The following is a 15,347-nucleotide window of genomic DNA, read 5'->3' on the forward strand; positions in this document are numbered from 1 at the left end:
TTGGTGTCCATGCCCGCGCAGATTGAAGCTTTCCTCGACCCCGCCTCCTCGACCTACAGCTATGTGGTCTATGAAGCCGACGGCGGGCAATGTGCAATCGTCGATCCGGTACTCGATTACGACGGCGCCGCCGGGCGCACCTGCACCGCCCAGGCCGACAAAATCATCGCCTTCGTTCGCGCCCACAACCTGCAAGTGCAGTGGCTGCTGGAAACCCACGCCCACGCCGATCACCTGTCCGCCGCGCCGTATCTGCGCCGAGAGCTGGGCGGGAAAATCGCCATTGGCGAATCGATCAGCAAAGTGCAGAACGTGTTCAAGGCGCTGTTCAATCTGGAGCCGGAGTTCTGCGTTGATGGCTCACAGTTCGATCACCTGTTTGCGCCGAACGAGTCATTCCGGATCGGCAATCTCAAAGCCACTGCCCTGCATGTGCCGGGGCATACACCGGCTGACATGGCCTATCTGATCGATGGCGAGCAGATTTTGGTAGGCGACACCCTGTTCATGCCGGATGTCGGCACCGCGCGTTGCGACTTTCCCGGCGGCAACGCCCATCAGCTGTTCAACTCGATTCACAAACTGCTGGCCTTCCCCGCCAGCGTGAAACTCTACGTTTGCCACGATTACCCGCCCGAGGGACGCGCCTCACAATGCCAGACCACCGTCGGTGAGCAGCGCAAAGGCAATATTCATGTGCATGACGGGATCGATGAAGCGGCGTTCGTCGAGATGCGCACCAAACGTGATGCCGGGCTGGGCATGCCGACGCTGCTGCTGCCAGCGATTCAGGTCAATGTGAGAGCGGGGAATTTGCCACCGGCGGAGGAAAACGGTGTGGTTTACCTGAAGATTCCGCTCAATTCCCTATAGGAAAAAACCACCCGCCCCATTGCAGGATTATTTTTCCTACGAACACTGGCGACAGTGATGAACTGGTGAAAATCCTGTAAGCGAGCAGACTCCATTGGGCAAACATTCAATGGAGTTTTCGCAATATGGATATTCGTCGTAATCACCGTGACATGACCGCGCAACAGAAATCCGCATTCATCGATGCCATCCTGAGGCTGAAAAACAACGTCGACAGCGTCCTGCGCCCCGGACAGCAGAGCCGCTACGATGACTTTGTGCAGATCCACAAGAATTCGATGGGCCGGGGCAATCCGCTGGTACCCAATCCGCATCTGAGTCCGCTGTTCTATCCGTGGCATCGAGTTCTGATTCGCCAGTTCGAACTGGCCCTGCAGTCCGCCGCCAGTGACACGACCATCACCCTGCCCTACTGGAACTGGCAACTGACCGGAGCGGACAACCCCTTCACCTCGGACTTCATGGGGTCAAACGGTGACAACCTGCAAGATCAGCGTGTCACCAGCGGCGCGTTTTCCAGGGAGCACTCGCAATTCGATGTCAGGGTCTGGGACGAGGGCGTTGGCAACACCGGCATTCGTCGAAATCTGGGGGCAAGCGGCGCACTGCCCACCCCGCTGGATGTTATTTCGGCCCTGAACAGAACGCCTTACTGGATGAATGAAAGCGGCTGGGAAAACATTTCGGAAAGCCTTTTGCACAATCCGGTACATGCCTGGATTGGCGGCAGCATGGCACAAGCCTCCTCACCCAACGATCCGATATTCTTCCTGCACCACTGCTACCTCGACTTGCTGTGGGAGCGCTGGAAACATCAGCATGCTGGAACCCCAGGCTTTACCAATGAGGCTGGCTCGGCCACCAACGAAACCGTGCTGGTATTTCATCCGGCCAATGAACTGGCGCCCTGGGAGCAAACCTTTACCGTCCAACAAACCCTCTATACCGCGGAACTCGATTACCGATATGACTACATCTGACTTCAGTTACCTAGCGTCAGGCCGTTCGCTGGCAAGGGCAATGCAGTCTTGTAGCGCACCTGTTTGAGCGCAAAGCTCGATCGGATATTCGCCACACCGGGAACCTTGGTGAGGAAGTCCATCATGAAGCGTTCGAGCGACTGAATCGTCGGCACCAGGACCCGGATGAGGTAATCCGGGTCTCCGGCCATCAGGTAGCACTCCATCACTTCCGGGCGATCGGAGATCGCCTCTTCGAAATGCTGCAGCGCTTCCTCAACCTGCTTTTCCAGGCTGACGTGAATAAACACGTTCACATGCAGCCCCAGCAGATCAGCATCCAGCAGCGTGACCTGCTCGCGAATCAGGCCCAATTCTTCCATGGCCTTGACCCGGTTGAAGCACGGCGTTGGTGACAGGTTTACCGAGCGTGCGAGGTCGGCGTTGGTGATGCGCGCATTCTCCTGAAGGCTGTTGAGAATGCCGATGTCGGTACGGTCCAGTTTGCGCATGAGACAAAACCACCTGTTTTTTATGTTTATGCAGAATTTCTATCTGCAAATCGTCTCCAGCGCAACGAAACAGAGATAAATATTCTTCTTGCCCGGGCCTATGATTGTTGTAGGACAAGATTTCTTCTACCGAAGAATGACTGCCAGCTCACTACAAGAAATTCACAAGATCGAGCGTAGAAGCCATGACCCAAGCGTATGAACCGCTGCGTCTGCACGTCCCTGAACCCTCGGGCCGTCCAGGCTGCAAAACCGATTTTTCCTACCTGCATCTGACCGATGCCGGTACGGTGCGCAAACCTTCCATCGACGTCGAACCTGCCGACACCGCCGACCTGGCGCGTGGGCTGATTCGCGTGCTCGACGATCAGGGCAACGCCCTCGGCCCATGGGCCGAAAACGTGCCGGTCGAGATTCTGCGTAAAGGCATGCGCGCCATGCTCAAGACGCGCATCTACGACAACCGCATGGTGGTCGCCCAGCGTCAGAAAAAAATGTCGTTTTACATGCAAAGCCTTGGCGAAGAAGCCATCGGCAGCGCTCAGGCCCTGGCCTTGAACATCGACGACATGTGCTTTCCGACCTATCGCCAGCAAAGCATTCTGATGGCCCGCGAAGTGCCTTTGGTCGACCTGATCTGCCAACTGCTGTCCAACGAGCGCGATCCGCTCAAAGGCCGCCAGTTGCCGATCATGTACTCGGTCAAGGAAGCCGGTTTCTTCACCATCTCCGGCAACCTCGCGACCCAGTTCATTCAGGCCGTCGGCTGGGGCATGGCCTCAGCGATCAAGGGCGACACGAAAATCGCCTCGGCATGGATCGGCGACGGCGCCACCGCCGAATCGGACTTCCATACCGCCCTCACCTTCGCCCACGTTTATCGCGCGCCGGTGATCCTCAACGTCGTGAATAACCAATGGGCGATTTCGACCTTCCAGGCCATCGCCGGTGGTGAAGCCACCACCTTCGCCGGACGCGGCGTCGGTTGCGGCATCGCTTCGCTGCGCGTGGATGGCAACGACTTCTACGCAGTTTATGCCGCCTCTGCCTGGGCCGCTGAACGCGCCCGCCGCAACCTCGGCCCGACCATGATCGAATGGGTCACCTACCGCGCTGGTCCGCACTCGACCTCCGACGATCCGTCAAAATATCGTCCGGCCGATGACTGGAGCCACTTCCCGCTCGGCGACCCGATCGCCCGCCTCAAGCAACACTTGATCAAGGTCGGTCACTGGTCTGACGAAGAGCACGCTGCCGTCAGCGCCGAGCTCGAAGCCGAAGTGATTGCCGCGCAGAAACAGGCCGAACAGTACGGCACCCTCGCCGGCGGCCAGATTCCTAGCGCCGCAACCATGTTCGAAGACGTCTACAAAGAGATGCCGGAGCACTTGAAGCGCCAGCGTCAGCAGTTGGGGATCTGACATGAACGATCACAACAACAATATTCAGTTGGAAACCGCCATGACCACGACCACCATGACCATGATCCAGGCCCTGCGCTCGGCCATGGATGTGATGCTTGAGCGTGACGACAATGTGGTGGTGTTCGGTCAGGACGTCGGTTACTTCGGCGGCGTGTTCCGCTGCACCGAAGGCCTGCAGACCAAGTACGGCACCTCCCGCGTATTCGACGCGCCGATCTCGGAAAGCGGCATCGTCGGCGTTGCCGTCGGCATGGGTGCTTACGGTTTGCGTCCGGTCGCCGAGATTCAGTTCGCCGACTACGTCTACCCCGCTTCCGACCAGATCATTTCCGAAGCGGCGCGCCTGCGCTATCGCTCGGCTGGCGAGTTCACCGCGCCGATGACCCTGCGCATGCCTTGCGGCGGCGGCATCTACGGCGGTCAGACCCACAGCCAGAGCATCGAGGCGATGTTCACCCAGGTGTGCGGCTTGCGCACGGTGATGCCGTCCAATCCGTATGACGCCAAAGGCCTGCTGATCGCCTCCATCGAAAACGATGACCCGGTGATCTTCCTCGAGCCGAAACGCCTGTACAACGGCCCGTTCGACGGCCACCACGACCGCCCGGTAACGCCTTGGTCGAAACACCCGCAAGCCCAGGTTCCGGACGGCTACTACACCGTGCCGCTGGACGTTGCTGCGATTACCCGTCCGGGCAAGGACGTCACAGTGCTGACTTACGGCACCACCGTTTACGTGTCGCAAGTCGCTGCCGAAGAATCCGGCGTGGATGCAGAAGTCATCGACCTGCGCAGCCTGTGGCCGCTGGACCTGGAAACCATCGTCAAGTCGGTAAAGAAAACCGGCCGCTGCGTGGTGGTACACGAAGCCACCCGCACCTGCGGTTTCGGCGCCGAACTGGTGTCGCTGGTGCAAGAGCATTGCTTCCATCACCTGGAAGCGCCGATCGAACGCGTCACCGGTTGGGACACCCCCTACCCGCACGCGCAGGAGTGGGCGTATTTCCCAGGGCCGTCCCGAGTGGGCGCAGCGCTGAAACGGGTTATGGAGGTCTGAATGGGCACGCACGTTATCAAGATGCCAGACATCGGCGAAGGCATCGCAGAAGTAGAACTGTCGCAGTGGCACGTCAAGGTTGGCGATCTGGTGGTTGAAGATCAGGTGCTGGCGGATGTGATGACCGACAAGGCGATGGTCGATATTCCGTCGCCAGTGCACGGGAAAGTGATTGCGCTCGGCGGTCAGCCGGGTGAGGTGATGGCGGTTGGCAGTGTGCTGATCAGCATTGAGGTTGAAGGTGCCGGTAACTTGAAAGAGTCCGCCGCACCCGCGCCGGTCAAAGAAGCACCTGCGGCGCCGAAAGTTGAAGCAGTTGTTGAAAGTAAACCTGCTCCAGCCGCCCCGCGTCCGGCTGCTGTTTGCCAAGGCCCGATGGTTGCTCGCGAAGCGGACGAACGCCCGCTCGCTTCGCCAGCCGTGCGCAAACACGCGCTGGATCTGGGGATTCAATTGCGCCTGGTACGCGGCACTGGCCCGGCCGGTCGCGTGCTGCACGAAGACCTTGAAGCCTATCTGGCACAAGGTCAGTCCAACGTTTCAGCACCAGTCGCCGCCGCTTACGCCCAACGTAACGACGAAGAACAGATTCAAGTCATCGGCATGCGCCGCAAGATCGCCCAGCGCATGCAGGACGCTACCCAGCGTGCCGCGCATTTCAGCTACGTCGAAGAAATCGACGTCACCGCGATTGAAGAACTGCGCGCGCATCTCAATGAAAAACACGGCGCCAGCCGTGGCAAGTTGACCTTGCTGCCGTTCCTCGTCCGCGCTCTGGTTGTGGCCCTGCGCGACTTCCCGCAGATGAACGCCCGTTATGACGACGAAGCCCAGGTCATCACCCGCCTCGGCGCGGTGCATGTCGGCGTCGCCACGCAAAGCGATGTCGGCCTGATGGTGCCGGTGGTGCGTCACGCCGAGGCGCGCAGCCTGTGGGACAGCGCCGCGGAAATCTCGCGTTTGGCCAACGCCGCGCGCAATGGCAAGGCCAGCCGCGATGAATTGTCCGGCTCGACCATCACCCTGACCAGCCTCGGTGCATTGGGCGGTATTGTCAGCACGCCAGTGTTGAACTTGCCGGAAGTGGCGATCGTCGGCGTCAACAAAATCGTCGAACGGCCGATGGTCGTCAAAGGCCAGGTAGTGATCCGCAAGATGATGAACCTCTCCAGTTCCTTCGATCACCGCGTGGTCGACGGCATGGACGCGGCACTCTTCATCCAGGCCATTCGTGGCTTGATCGAACAACCTGCCACTTTGTTTGTGGAGTAAGGCGCGCATGCAATCTCTGAACACTACGCTGCTGATCATCGGCGGCGGCCCTGGCGGTTATGTGACGGCGATCCGCGCCGGGCAACTGGGCATTCCAACGATTCTGGTCGAAGGCCGATCGCTGGGCGGCACCTGCCTGAACATCGGCTGCATCCCGTCGAAAGCGCTGATTCATGTGGCTGAGCAGTTTCACCAGACCCAGCACCACAGCCAGCATTCGGCGCTGGGCATCAGCGTTGCCGCGCCGAGCCTCGACATCACTAAAAGCGTCGAGTGGAAGGACGGCATTGTTGATCGCCTGACCACCGGCGTCGCTGCCTTGCTGAAAAAGAACAAGGTTCAGGTCATCAATGGCTGGGCCAAAGTCATCGACGGTAAAACCGTGGATGTCGGCGACACGCGCATCCAGTGCGAGCACTTGGTGCTGGCCACCGGTTCGACCAGCGTCAATCTGCCGATCCTGCCGATTGGCGGGCCGATCATCTCCTCCACCGAAGCGCTGGCGCCGACATCCGTGCCGAAACGCCTCGTCGTAGTTGGCGGTGGTTACATCGGTCTGGAACTGGGCATTGCTTATCGCAAGCTTGGCGCCGAGGTCAGTGTGGTCGAGGCGCAGGATCGTATCTTGCCGGCCTATGATGCGGAGCTGACGCAACCGGTGCATGACGCGTTGAAGCAACTGGGCGTTAAGTTGTATTTGAAACACAGCGTGCTGGGTTTCGATGGCACGTTGCAGGTGCGCGACCCTGAGGGCGAAACCCTCAACCTGGAAACCGATCAGGTGCTGGTCGCCGTCGGCCGCAAACCGAATACCCAGGGCTGGAACCTCGAAGCGCTGAATCTGGATATGAACGGTTCGGCGATCAAGATCGACAGCCGCTGCCAGACCAGTATGCGCAACGTTTACGCCATCGGCGATCTGAGCGGCGAGCCGATGCTGGCCCACCGCGCCATGGCCCAAGGCGAAATGGTTGCCGAGTTGATCAGCGGCAAGACCCGTGAATTCAACCCGACCGCCATCGCTGCCGTGTGCTTCACCGACCCGGAACTGGTGGTGGTCGGCAAGACGCCGGACGAGGCTAAAGCTGCGGGTCTGGACTGCATTGTTTCCAGCTTCCCGTTCGCCGCCAATGGTCGGGCGATGACGCTGGAGTCGAAAAGCGGCTTCGTGCGCGTGGTCGCTCGTCGGGATAATCATGTGATTGTTGGCTGGCAGGCTGTGGGCGTTGGCGTGTCGGAGTTGTCGACAGCGTTTGCGCAAAGCCTGGAAATGGGCGCGCGGCTGGAAGACATCGGCGGCACCATTCATGCGCATCCGACACTGGGTGAAGCGGTGCAGGAAGCGGCGTTGCGTGCTTTGGGGCATGCGTTGCACCTGTAGCTGCGTTGATCGTTCCCACGCTCTGCGTGGGAATGCAGCCGGGGACGCTCTGCGTCCCAAAAGTCGAACGCGGAGCGTCCGATGAAGCATTCCCACGCAGAGCGTAGGAACGATCAAGCGTGGGAACGATCAGTGGAGCGAATTCCGGCTGCGAAACCGCTCAAGAATGAAGTATTGTTGTGCCCATCCAAAAAACGTCAGAAGCCTTGAACCGTTTCGGCGGTTGTTCAGTGATAGAGGGTGTCATGGGTAACGAAAGCATCAATTGGGACAAGCTGGGTTTTGACTACATCAAGACCGACAAGCGCTATCTGTCGTACTTTCGCGATGGCGAGTGGGACAAAGGCACCCTGACCGAAGATAACGTGCTGCACATCAGCGAAGGCTCGACGGCCCTTCACTATGGCCAGCAGTGCTTCGAAGGCATGAAGGCCTATCGTTGCAAGGACGGCTCGATCAACCTGTTCCGCCCCGATCAGAACGCCCTGCGCATGCAACGCAGCTGCGCGCGTCTGCTGATGCCGACGGTCGACACCGAGCAGTTCATCGAAGCGTGCAAAGCCGTGGTTCGCGCCAACGAGCGCTTTATCCCGCCGTACGGCACTGGCGGCGCGCTGTACCTGCGTCCGTTCGTGATCGGCGTCGGTGACAACATCGGTGTGCGCACCGCACCCGAGTTCATCTTCTCGATCTTCTGCATTCCGGTCGGTGCTTACTTCAAGGGCGGCCTGACTCCACACAACTTCCAGATCTCCAGCTACGACCGCGCCGCCCCACAAGGTACCGGCGCAGCCAAGGTCGGCGGCAACTACGCCGCCAGCCTGATGCCGGGTTCGAAAGCGAAGAAAGCCAACTTCGCCGACGCGATCTATCTCGATCCGATGACCCACACCAAAATCGAAGAAGTCGGCTCGGCCAACTTCTTCGGGATCACCCACGACAACAAGTTCATCACCCCGAACTCGCCGTCGGTGCTGCCAGGCATCACCCGCCTGTCGTTGATCGAACTGGCCAAGACCCGTCTGGGCCTGGAAGTGGTTGAAGGCGACGTGCTGATCGACAAGCTGTCGGACTTCAAGGAAGCCGGCGCTTGCGGTACTGCTGCGGTAATCACGCCGATCGGCGGCATCAGCTACAACGACCATCTGCATGTGTTCCATAGCGAGACCGAAGTGGGTCCTGTGACCCAGAAGCTTTACAAAGAGCTGACTGGCGTGCAGACCGGCGACATCGAAGCGCCAGCGGGTTGGATCGTCAAGGTTTGATCTGACGGCTGCTTATGTAGAAAAGCCCTCCACCGAGTGATTGGTGGGGGGCTTTTTTATGGCGCTTGGCGCAGTATTTGTGGCGTGCTTGAGATTCTTTCCCCCTCACCCCAGCCCTCCCGAAACGTCGGACCGCCCCCAGGGGGGCGAGGGGGAAAGGGAGGCGATTTTTGTGCTTTTCAAAACCTGAGTTCGACTTGATCGTTCAGGTCGATGTAGTACGCGAGAACACCTCGGTCGGCCCCCTCTCCCTACGGGCGGTCCGACGTTTCGGGAGGGCTGGGGTGAGGGTAAGCTCTTAGCTCTTCAAGGCAATCCGTTTACCTGCGCGACTGGCAATCCCACTCGCCTGCCCATTTTGCTGCTTGCCCATCCGCGCCTGCGTAATCAACCCTGGAATCAACTCCCCCTCCGGCAAATTCTTCCAGAACCGCGCCGGCAAATGCCCCTGCATGACCTTCTCGTTCAACCGCGCCGGATTGAAGATGTGGCTGTAATAGGTCAGCCACAGATCACCATGAGGATCATCGACATTCTGCGCCAACTGCTGCCATTCCAGCGGGCATTGACGCTGATGGATCAGTTGCTCGCCATCGTAATAAACCCCATCGCGCGGCGTGGCGATCAACCAGCGATGCCGGCCCATCCTCCCGATGAAATGCTCACTGGCGCTGTGCAGTATGTCGTGGGCCGGCTCATGCCACGCCACGTATTGCGGACCTGCGCTGGATGACGGGCGTTCGATGAAACGCACAAACGCATGCAGATGATGGGCTTCTCGATTCACTTGTTTGATCCGTCGCTGCAACTCACTGCCGAGTTTGTCACCGGCCATCATCGCCGTGCGGTCGCCGTGGCTGACGCGCCACAACACTTCATACAACAGGCTCCAGCGTTGATCGCCGCGATAGCGTGAGGCTTGTTCCAAGGTGTCGATCAGTGCACGTGGGATTCTCGCCATAAACGGCCCCTGCCCTTCAGGCACCGGCTCATCACTGGCAAACAGATCAGCCACGCCTTGCGAAGCCCAGCTCACCAGACTCGGATCGACTTCATGGCTCAGCAGCCAGCGCGCCTGCTGGCGCCAGGTGTCGAACAAATCGTCGCAATCAAGATTGATCATCCCCACAGCCCCATCTGCTGCGGCATCGGCCGGTCGCGCAATTGCTGATAGAGCAAATGGCTGGTGACCTCGGCCTGCTGCGGGTGGTAGTCGCTGGTGATGATGAACGGCTTGGCCTTGGCCAGCACGCAGCGCATGCGCGCGACGTCTTCGTAACGAATGCGCCGCTGGCGACGTAGCTCGACCAGACGTTCGGTGGTGCGCAAACCAATCCCGGGAATACGCGCGATCAACGACGCTTCAGCGCGGTTCAGATCCAGCGGGAACACCTCGCGATTCTGCAACGCCCAAGCCAGTTTCGGGTCGATGTCCAACGCCAGATTGCCCGGCCCCTTGAGCAATTCATCAGCGCTGTAGCCATAGCTGCGCAGGAGAAAATCGGCCTGATACAAACGGTGCTCGCGCATCAGCGGCGGCGCGGCCAGCGGCACGCTTTTCGGGCTGTCGGGGATCGGGCTGAAGGCCGAATAGTAGACCCGGCGCAGACGGAAGTTGCCGTACAAGGCCTGGGCGCTGTGGAGGATGGTGCTGTCATCAGTGTCGTCGGCGCCGACAATCAATTGCGTGCTCTGCCCGGCTGGAGCGAACTTCGCCGAGCGCGGTTCGTTCAACACGGTCTGCACGCCGGTGTAGATGGTGTTCATCGCCTGTTTGATCGAAGTGATGTCCTTCTCCGGCGCCAGCACTTGCAGGCTGGCATCGGTCGGCAGTTCGATGTTGACGCTCAGGCGATCGGCGTAGCGCCCTGCTTCTTCGATCAATGCCGGATCGGCTTCGGGAATGGTCTTGAGATGGATGTAGCCGCGAAACTCATGCTCTTCGCGCAGCAGCTTCGCCACCCGCACCAGTTGTTCCATGGTGTAGTCCGCCGAGCGAATGATGCCGGAACTGAGAAACAGTCCGCTGACGCAGTTGCGCCGGTAGAAATCCATGGTCAGCGCGACGACTTCTTCGGGGGTGAAGCGTGCGCGCGGGACATCACTGGAGCGGCGGTTGACGCAGTACTGGCAATCGTAAAGGCAGAAATTGGTCAGCAGAATCTTCAACAGCGACACGCAGCGCCCGTCCGGCGTGTAGCTGTGACAGATGCCCATGCCATCGGTCGAACCCAGCCCGCTCTTGCCCTCGGAGCTGCGCTTGGCCGCGCCGCTGCTCGCGCAGGAGGCGTCGTACTTGGCGGCGTCGGCGAGGATGCTCAGCTTGTCGATGATTTGCATGGCGCGGGCTCTATACTGTTTGCATATACAGTATAGGGTCGTCTGCGGTGATACAAGGTGGCAGATGCGCCCCTCGTCGGTCAGAAGCTGAAAATCAAAAGATCGCAGCCTTCGGCAGCTGCTACAGGAGTCGCGTACACCCAATAAATCTCAGCCCTACCCAATCCATGTAGGAGCTGCCGAAGGCTGCGATCCTTTGATCTTGTGGTTTTCAATCGGCAGCTCAACACCAAACCGCGCGCTGATCTCCTTGCGCCCCAGCGCCGTCAACGCCAGCGCCCGACTGTCCAGATCCTGGGTCACCCAGTTGCGCTTCAACGCGGTCTGCAACAACGCCGCGCCTAGCGAGCCACCGAGATGCGGTCGGCGCATGCTCCAGTCCAGGCACGGGCAGGCAAATTTGCGGCGCAGCGTCGTCAAATCCTGCACGTCTATTCCCAAACCAAGAAACAACGCCTCGCCACTGTCACTCAAGCGATACGCCTGCTCGTCGGTTGCCACCAGCCAACCGGCTGCGATCAAGCGGTCATGCAGCATCACCGCCAGCGTCCCGGCCATATGGTCATAGCAGGTGCGCGCGAATTGCAGGCGATCCGGGGTGTGAGGCTTGAACGTCGGCGCGGCGTTCTGGCCAATCACCATCAACGCTTCCAGCGCCTGCGCCACGCGCTGATCGGCAAGGCTGTAATAACGATGGCGGCCCTGCACATGCAGGCGCAGCAGGGCCAGGTCCTTGAGTTTCGCCAAGTGCACACTGGCGGTAGAAGCGCTGACTTCGGCGATCGTCGCCAATTCAGTGCTGGTGCGGGCGTGGCCGTCCATCAGCGAACAGAGAATTTTGGTCCGCGCCGGCTCGGCGATGGCGGCAGCCACCTGCGATACGCCGATGTCTTGATGTTCTGCGTGCATAGTTCGCTCCCGGACGAATCGTCGTCGTTGCGCAGTGGAGATAGTAGCAACACTTTCCCCGCCGACAAGGATGCAAACCATGAACCCGATCAGCGCCGCAACGCATGTCGATCCTTATCCCTACTACGCCCAACTGCGCGCAGCAGGTGGGCTGACGTTTCATCCGGAGTTGAAACTGTGGGTCGCCAGCAGCGCCCGCGCGGTGTCTGCGGTGTTGGCCCACGCCGATTGTCGGGTGCGTCCGGCGCAAGAACCCGTACCCAAAGCGATTGCAAAAGGCATGGCTGGCAAGGTCTTCGGCCAATTGATGCGCATGAATGACGGTGAGCGCCAGCGCTGCCCGCGTTCTGCGATTGAGCCTGAGTTGGCCGCGCTCGACCTTGAGGCCGTCGACAGACTGGTTGCCACGCGGCTGATCACAGCGGACGCCGACGGTGTGTACAAGGCAATGTTTCGAGGCCCGGTGTGCGTGGTCGCGGCGCTACTGGGTTTCAGCCCTGCGCAAGCGCGGGCGATCAGTGAATTGACGGCGGACTTCGTCGCCTGCCTGTCGCCGTTGAGCAACGACCTGCAATTGGCCGCAGCAGATGCGGCGGCCGAACACCTGCGCGGCTACTTCATCGAACTGCTCGCCGAACCCGCCAGCGATTTTCTCGGCGCGATCCAGCAGCGCTTTAGCGGCGATGAAGAAACCCTGATCGCCAACCTGATCGGCCTCTGTTCGCAGACGTTCGAAGCCTGCGCCGGCCTGATCGGTAACACGCTGTTGGCGCTACGTCGTCAGCCAGCACTGCGCGGCGAATCCATTGAGGCGCTGCTCAGCGAAGTGCAGCGCTTCGACCCGCCCGTACAGAACACCCGGCGCTTTGTCGCCGCGTCCTGTGAGATTGCCGGTGTGCGGGTCGAAGCAGGCGATGTGATTCTGGTGCTACTGGCCTCGGCCAATCGTGATCCGGCGCTTAACGAACGACCGGAGGAATTTATGCCACAGCGCGCCAACCGCCGCAGTTTCAGTTTTGGCAGTGGTCGGCATCAGTGTCCGGGGCAAGCGGTGGCGATGAGCATTGCCGGGGCGACGGTGAGGGAAATACTCGAAAACGGTACCGATCTGAATCGCCTGAACTGGCACTACAAGCCTTCGCTCAATGGGCGCATTCCGCTGTTCAGCGACGTGGGCGCCTGACAGTCCGCCTTCGCGAGCAAGCTCGCTCCCCCAGGGTTATCGGATGTGCACACTATTGTGGTCACCCGATAGCAATTGTGGGAGCGAGCCTGCTCGCGAAGAGGCCAGCCCAGTCACTGCAAATGCTGGCTCAAACCGCCCACTGCAAAATCAACCAGCTGTTAGCGCCGCTGATCACCACAAACAACCCCCACGCCAACACCCGTGTCGGCCAGCGATTCACAAACGGCCCCATCAGCTTTTTATCATTGGTCATGCGAATCAATGGATACAGGGCAAACGGCAACTGCAGACTCAACACCACCTGACTCAGCACCAGCAACTTGCCAATCGCGTTATCGCCCATCAGCCACACGCCGATAAACGCTGGAATCAACGCCAGCCCGCGAGTGATCAAGCGTCGCTGCCAGCACGGAATCCGCAGATTCAGGTAACCCTCCATGATCACCTGGCCAGCGATGGTACCGGTGAAGGTCGAACTCTGCCCCGACGCGAGCAACGCCACGCCGAACAACACACTGGCCAACGCCCCGCCCACCAGCGGATCGAGCAAGTGGTAGGCGTCCTGAATGTCCACCACGTCGGTGTGCCCGGACTGGTGAAACGCCGCTGCCGCGAGAATCAGGATCGCCGCATTGACCAGCAACGCCAAGGCCAGCGAACCGATAGTGTCGATGCGCGCCAGTTTCACCGCGTCCTGCTTGCTCGCCAGATCCTTGCCGATCATCCGCGTTTGCACGATCGAGGTATGCAGATAAAGGTTATGCGGCATCACCGTCGCGCCGAGAATACCGATCGCCAGGTACAACGGCGCCGCCTCGCCAATCGCCGCCAGCGACGGTTTGAAACCCTGGGCGACGTCGGGCCAGTACGGTTTGATCAGCAACAGTTCAACGAAAAAACACACGCCGATGGTTGCAACCAGCACCAGCATGATCGCTTCCAGTCTGCGGAAACCGCGATTTTGCAGGGCCAGCACCAGCAAGGTGTCGAACGCCGTCAGGGCAATGCCGAAGGTCAACGAACAACCAAGCAGCAAGTGGAACGCCAATGCGCAGCCGAGCACTTCGGCCAAATCGGTGGCGATGATCGAGATTTCCGCCAACACCCACTGCAGGCGCGCGGTCGGTGTGCTGTAGCGCTCGCGCGACAGCTGCGCCAGGTCGCGCCCGGTGGCGATGCCCAGTCGCGAGCACAGGCACTGCACGACCATGCCCGCCAGACTCGCCAGCAACACCACGAACAACAGGCTGTAACCGAAGCGTGAACCGGCCTCGATGGCGGTGGCCCAGTTGCCCGGATCCATGTAACCGATCGACACCAGCAACCCGGGGCCGGCGAAACGCAGCACGCGTTTGAAGAATGAGGCATTGGGATCAACCGCGACACTGCCGGCCACTTCCGGCGGGCAAAACGGCGCGGTGGCGATTTTGGGCAAGCTGAATTTCACGCACACATCCAGAAACAAGTCGAAAGACGCAGCTTAGAGGTTTCCGCCACAGCCTTGAAGCGCAAAAGAATCTATCGACTCACCCCCAACAACTGCTCGCGCAGCTCAGGATTGCGTGTGCGCGGATCGAGCCAGATATCGAAAAACGCCCGGGCAAACAGCGGATCATCAATCTCGTGCTGCAATTGCTGGCCGACAAAAAACCGCGCGCCCTGCCCCGGCAAATACACGCCGGTAATCCGCGTGCCAGCCTGCACATCGACGAACGATTGCTGCATCTGTACCTGCCACCCGGCCAATTGCGCCGGGCTGACGCGGGCACCGGCCAGACGTTTGATTTCATCGACGCTGGCCTTGACCAGATCGTCGCGAGAAATGTTACGGCGGTAAATCAACTCCAACGCAAACGGCTGGCCGTCGACCAGGGGCCGCGCGGCACTCCACAGGCGCGCGTTGTAGACATCGAAACCGAACACACTGAAATCGCCGGTACCGATGATCTGCGCGCCGGGCACCGCGTCCTGCCAATTGGCCCAGGTCGGCGTCAGCAACAGCGCCCACAAACCGATGCCGCAACATCCGCGCAACACCTTCGGTGTTCTGTTCATCGCGTTATCGACTCCGGCAAGCCCTGATAATCAGAGCATAGTCGGGTATTGCTCCCGACACTTTGTATACAAAAACTGCGCACATAGGCAGCAATCGCCGATCGACAATGCTAA

The 15,347-nt window shown here is 60.0% G+C and carries 14 protein-coding genes; 8 read left to right on the top strand and 6 right to left on the bottom strand.

Annotated features, from left to right (window positions below):
• Positions 1–9 precede the first annotated feature (9 nt).
• Together ACZZ0A_RS14040 and ACZZ0A_RS14045 are read left to right on the top strand one after the other, a co-directional pair.
• Complete coding sequence (locus ACZZ0A_RS14040) at positions 10–873, top strand: MBL fold metallo-hydrolase (RefSeq protein WP_095113618.1); 864 nt, start codon at positions 10–12, stop codon at positions 871–873.
• A 125-nt stretch (positions 874–998) separates the two neighbouring features.
• On the top strand, positions 999–1,853 hold the full coding sequence (locus tag ACZZ0A_RS14045; protein ID WP_007915089.1) for a tyrosinase family protein: 855 nt from the start codon (positions 999–1,001) through the stop codon (positions 1,851–1,853).
• Between the two features lie 2 nt (positions 1,854–1,855).
• Here the strand turns inward: ACZZ0A_RS14045 and bkdR are convergent, their stop codons facing one another.
• Positions 1,856–2,344: a Bkd operon transcriptional regulator BkdR gene (bkdR, locus tag ACZZ0A_RS14050; protein ID WP_007915088.1), complete on the bottom strand. Its 489-nt coding sequence runs from the start codon at positions 2,342–2,344 to the stop codon at positions 1,856–1,858.
• A 185-nt stretch (positions 2,345–2,529) separates the two neighbouring features.
• Here bkdR and ACZZ0A_RS14055 point away from each other — a divergent pair, with 185 nt between their 5' ends.
• The 5 genes from ACZZ0A_RS14055 to ACZZ0A_RS14075 all read left to right on the top strand — a co-directional run bounded on the left by ACZZ0A_RS14055 (position 2,530) and on the right by ACZZ0A_RS14075 (position 8,743).
• Positions 2,530–3,765, top strand: coding sequence for a 3-methyl-2-oxobutanoate dehydrogenase (2-methylpropanoyl-transferring) subunit alpha (locus ACZZ0A_RS14055; protein ID WP_007915086.1), 1,236 nt, complete (start codon positions 2,530–2,532; stop codon positions 3,763–3,765).
• 1 nt (position 3,766) lies between these two features.
• Positions 3,767–4,825, top strand: a complete 1,059-nt coding sequence (locus ACZZ0A_RS14060) for an alpha-ketoacid dehydrogenase subunit beta (RefSeq protein WP_003224000.1) — start codon at positions 3,767–3,769, stop codon at positions 4,823–4,825.
• Positions 4,826–6,097, top strand: a complete 1,272-nt coding sequence (locus ACZZ0A_RS14065) for a dihydrolipoamide acetyltransferase family protein (RefSeq protein ID WP_007915075.1) — start codon at positions 4,826–4,828, stop codon at positions 6,095–6,097.
• A gap of 7 nt (positions 6,098–6,104) precedes the next feature.
• A complete protein-coding gene (gene lpdA, locus ACZZ0A_RS14070) occupies positions 6,105–7,478 on the top strand; it encodes a dihydrolipoyl dehydrogenase (RefSeq protein WP_463543334.1) in 1,374 nt (457 codons plus the stop codon).
• Positions 7,479–7,723: 245 nt separating this feature from the next.
• Entirely contained in the window at positions 7,724–8,743 is a 1,020-nt protein-coding gene (locus ACZZ0A_RS14075; RefSeq protein WP_007915073.1) for a branched-chain amino acid aminotransferase, read from the top strand.
• A 298-nt stretch (positions 8,744–9,041) separates the two neighbouring features.
• On the opposite strand, the gene ACZZ0A_RS14080 is transcribed toward ACZZ0A_RS14075, so the two are convergent.
• The 3 genes from ACZZ0A_RS14080 to ACZZ0A_RS14090 all read right to left on the bottom strand — a co-directional run bounded on the left by ACZZ0A_RS14080 (position 9,042) and on the right by ACZZ0A_RS14090 (position 11,992).
• Positions 9,042–9,866 (bottom strand): TIGR03915 family putative DNA repair protein, encoded by an 825-nt coding sequence (locus tag ACZZ0A_RS14080; RefSeq protein WP_007915072.1) that lies wholly within the window; start codon positions 9,864–9,866, stop codon positions 9,042–9,044.
• Complete coding sequence (locus tag ACZZ0A_RS14085) at positions 9,863–11,083, bottom strand: putative DNA modification/repair radical SAM protein (protein WP_463543335.1); 1,221 nt, start codon at positions 11,081–11,083, stop codon at positions 9,863–9,865. Before ACZZ0A_RS14085 ends, ACZZ0A_RS14080 begins: the two co-directional genes overlap by 4 nt.
• A gap of 156 nt (positions 11,084–11,239) precedes the next feature.
• Positions 11,240–11,992 (bottom strand): ArsR/SmtB family transcription factor, encoded by a 753-nt coding sequence (locus ACZZ0A_RS14090; protein ID WP_095113621.1) that lies wholly within the window; start codon positions 11,990–11,992, stop codon positions 11,240–11,242.
• A 79-nt stretch (positions 11,993–12,071) separates the two neighbouring features.
• Here ACZZ0A_RS14090 and ACZZ0A_RS14095 point away from each other — a divergent pair, with 79 nt between their 5' ends.
• On the top strand, positions 12,072–13,175 hold the full coding sequence (locus tag ACZZ0A_RS14095; protein WP_463543336.1) for a cytochrome P450: 1,104 nt from the start codon (positions 12,072–12,074) through the stop codon (positions 13,173–13,175).
• Between the two features lie 130 nt (positions 13,176–13,305).
• Here ACZZ0A_RS14095 and ACZZ0A_RS14100 read toward each other — a convergent pair whose 3' ends face one another.
• Both ACZZ0A_RS14100 and ACZZ0A_RS14105 read right to left on the bottom strand, forming a co-directional pair.
• The gene (locus tag ACZZ0A_RS14100) at positions 13,306–14,625 is read right to left on the bottom strand and encodes an Nramp family divalent metal transporter (RefSeq protein ID WP_095113623.1); all 1,320 of its coding nucleotides are present in this window, start codon (positions 14,623–14,625) and stop codon (positions 13,306–13,308) included.
• Between the two features lie 71 nt (positions 14,626–14,696).
• The gene (locus ACZZ0A_RS14105; protein WP_007915066.1) at positions 14,697–15,233 is read right to left on the bottom strand and encodes a chalcone isomerase family protein; all 537 of its coding nucleotides are present in this window, start codon (positions 15,231–15,233) and stop codon (positions 14,697–14,699) included.
• Positions 15,234–15,347 lie beyond the last annotated feature (114 nt).

The sequence above is a fragment of the Pseudomonas sp. AC242 genome (genome assembly GCF_979258655.1).

Excerpts from the sequence above, each read along its gene's own strand:
- ACZZ0A_RS14065 (WP_007915075.1), top strand. The coding sequence starts at position 4,826 with ATGGGCACGCACGTTATCAAGATGCCAGACATCGGCGAAGGCATCGCA.
- lpdA (WP_463543334.1), top strand. The coding sequence starts at position 6,105 with ATGCAATCTCTGAACACTACGCTGCTGATCATCGGCGGCGGCCCTGGC.
- ACZZ0A_RS14090 (WP_095113621.1), bottom strand. The coding sequence starts at position 11,992 with ATGCACGCAGAACATCAAGACATCGGCGTATCGCAGGTGGCTGCCGCC.
- ACZZ0A_RS14060 (WP_003224000.1), top strand. The coding sequence starts at position 3,767 with ATGAACGATCACAACAACAATATTCAGTTGGAAACCGCCATGACCACG.
- bkdR (WP_007915088.1), bottom strand. The coding sequence starts at position 2,344 with ATGCGCAAACTGGACCGTACCGACATCGGCATTCTCAACAGCCTTCAG.
- ACZZ0A_RS14045 (WP_007915089.1), top strand. The coding sequence starts at position 999 with ATGGATATTCGTCGTAATCACCGTGACATGACCGCGCAACAGAAATCC.
- ACZZ0A_RS14080 (WP_007915072.1), bottom strand. The coding sequence starts at position 9,866 with ATGATCAATCTTGATTGCGACGATTTGTTCGACACCTGGCGCCAGCAG.
- ACZZ0A_RS14095 (WP_463543336.1), top strand. The coding sequence starts at position 12,072 with ATGAACCCGATCAGCGCCGCAACGCATGTCGATCCTTATCCCTACTAC.
- ACZZ0A_RS14075 (WP_007915073.1), top strand. The coding sequence starts at position 7,724 with ATGGGTAACGAAAGCATCAATTGGGACAAGCTGGGTTTTGACTACATC.
- ACZZ0A_RS14055 (WP_007915086.1), top strand. The coding sequence starts at position 2,530 with ATGACCCAAGCGTATGAACCGCTGCGTCTGCACGTCCCTGAACCCTCG.
- ACZZ0A_RS14040 (WP_095113618.1), top strand. The coding sequence starts at position 10 with ATGCCCGCGCAGATTGAAGCTTTCCTCGACCCCGCCTCCTCGACCTAC.
- ACZZ0A_RS14085 (WP_463543335.1), bottom strand. The coding sequence starts at position 11,083 with ATGCAAATCATCGACAAGCTGAGCATCCTCGCCGACGCCGCCAAGTAC.
- ACZZ0A_RS14105 (WP_007915066.1), bottom strand. The coding sequence starts at position 15,233 with ATGAACAGAACACCGAAGGTGTTGCGCGGATGTTGCGGCATCGGTTTG.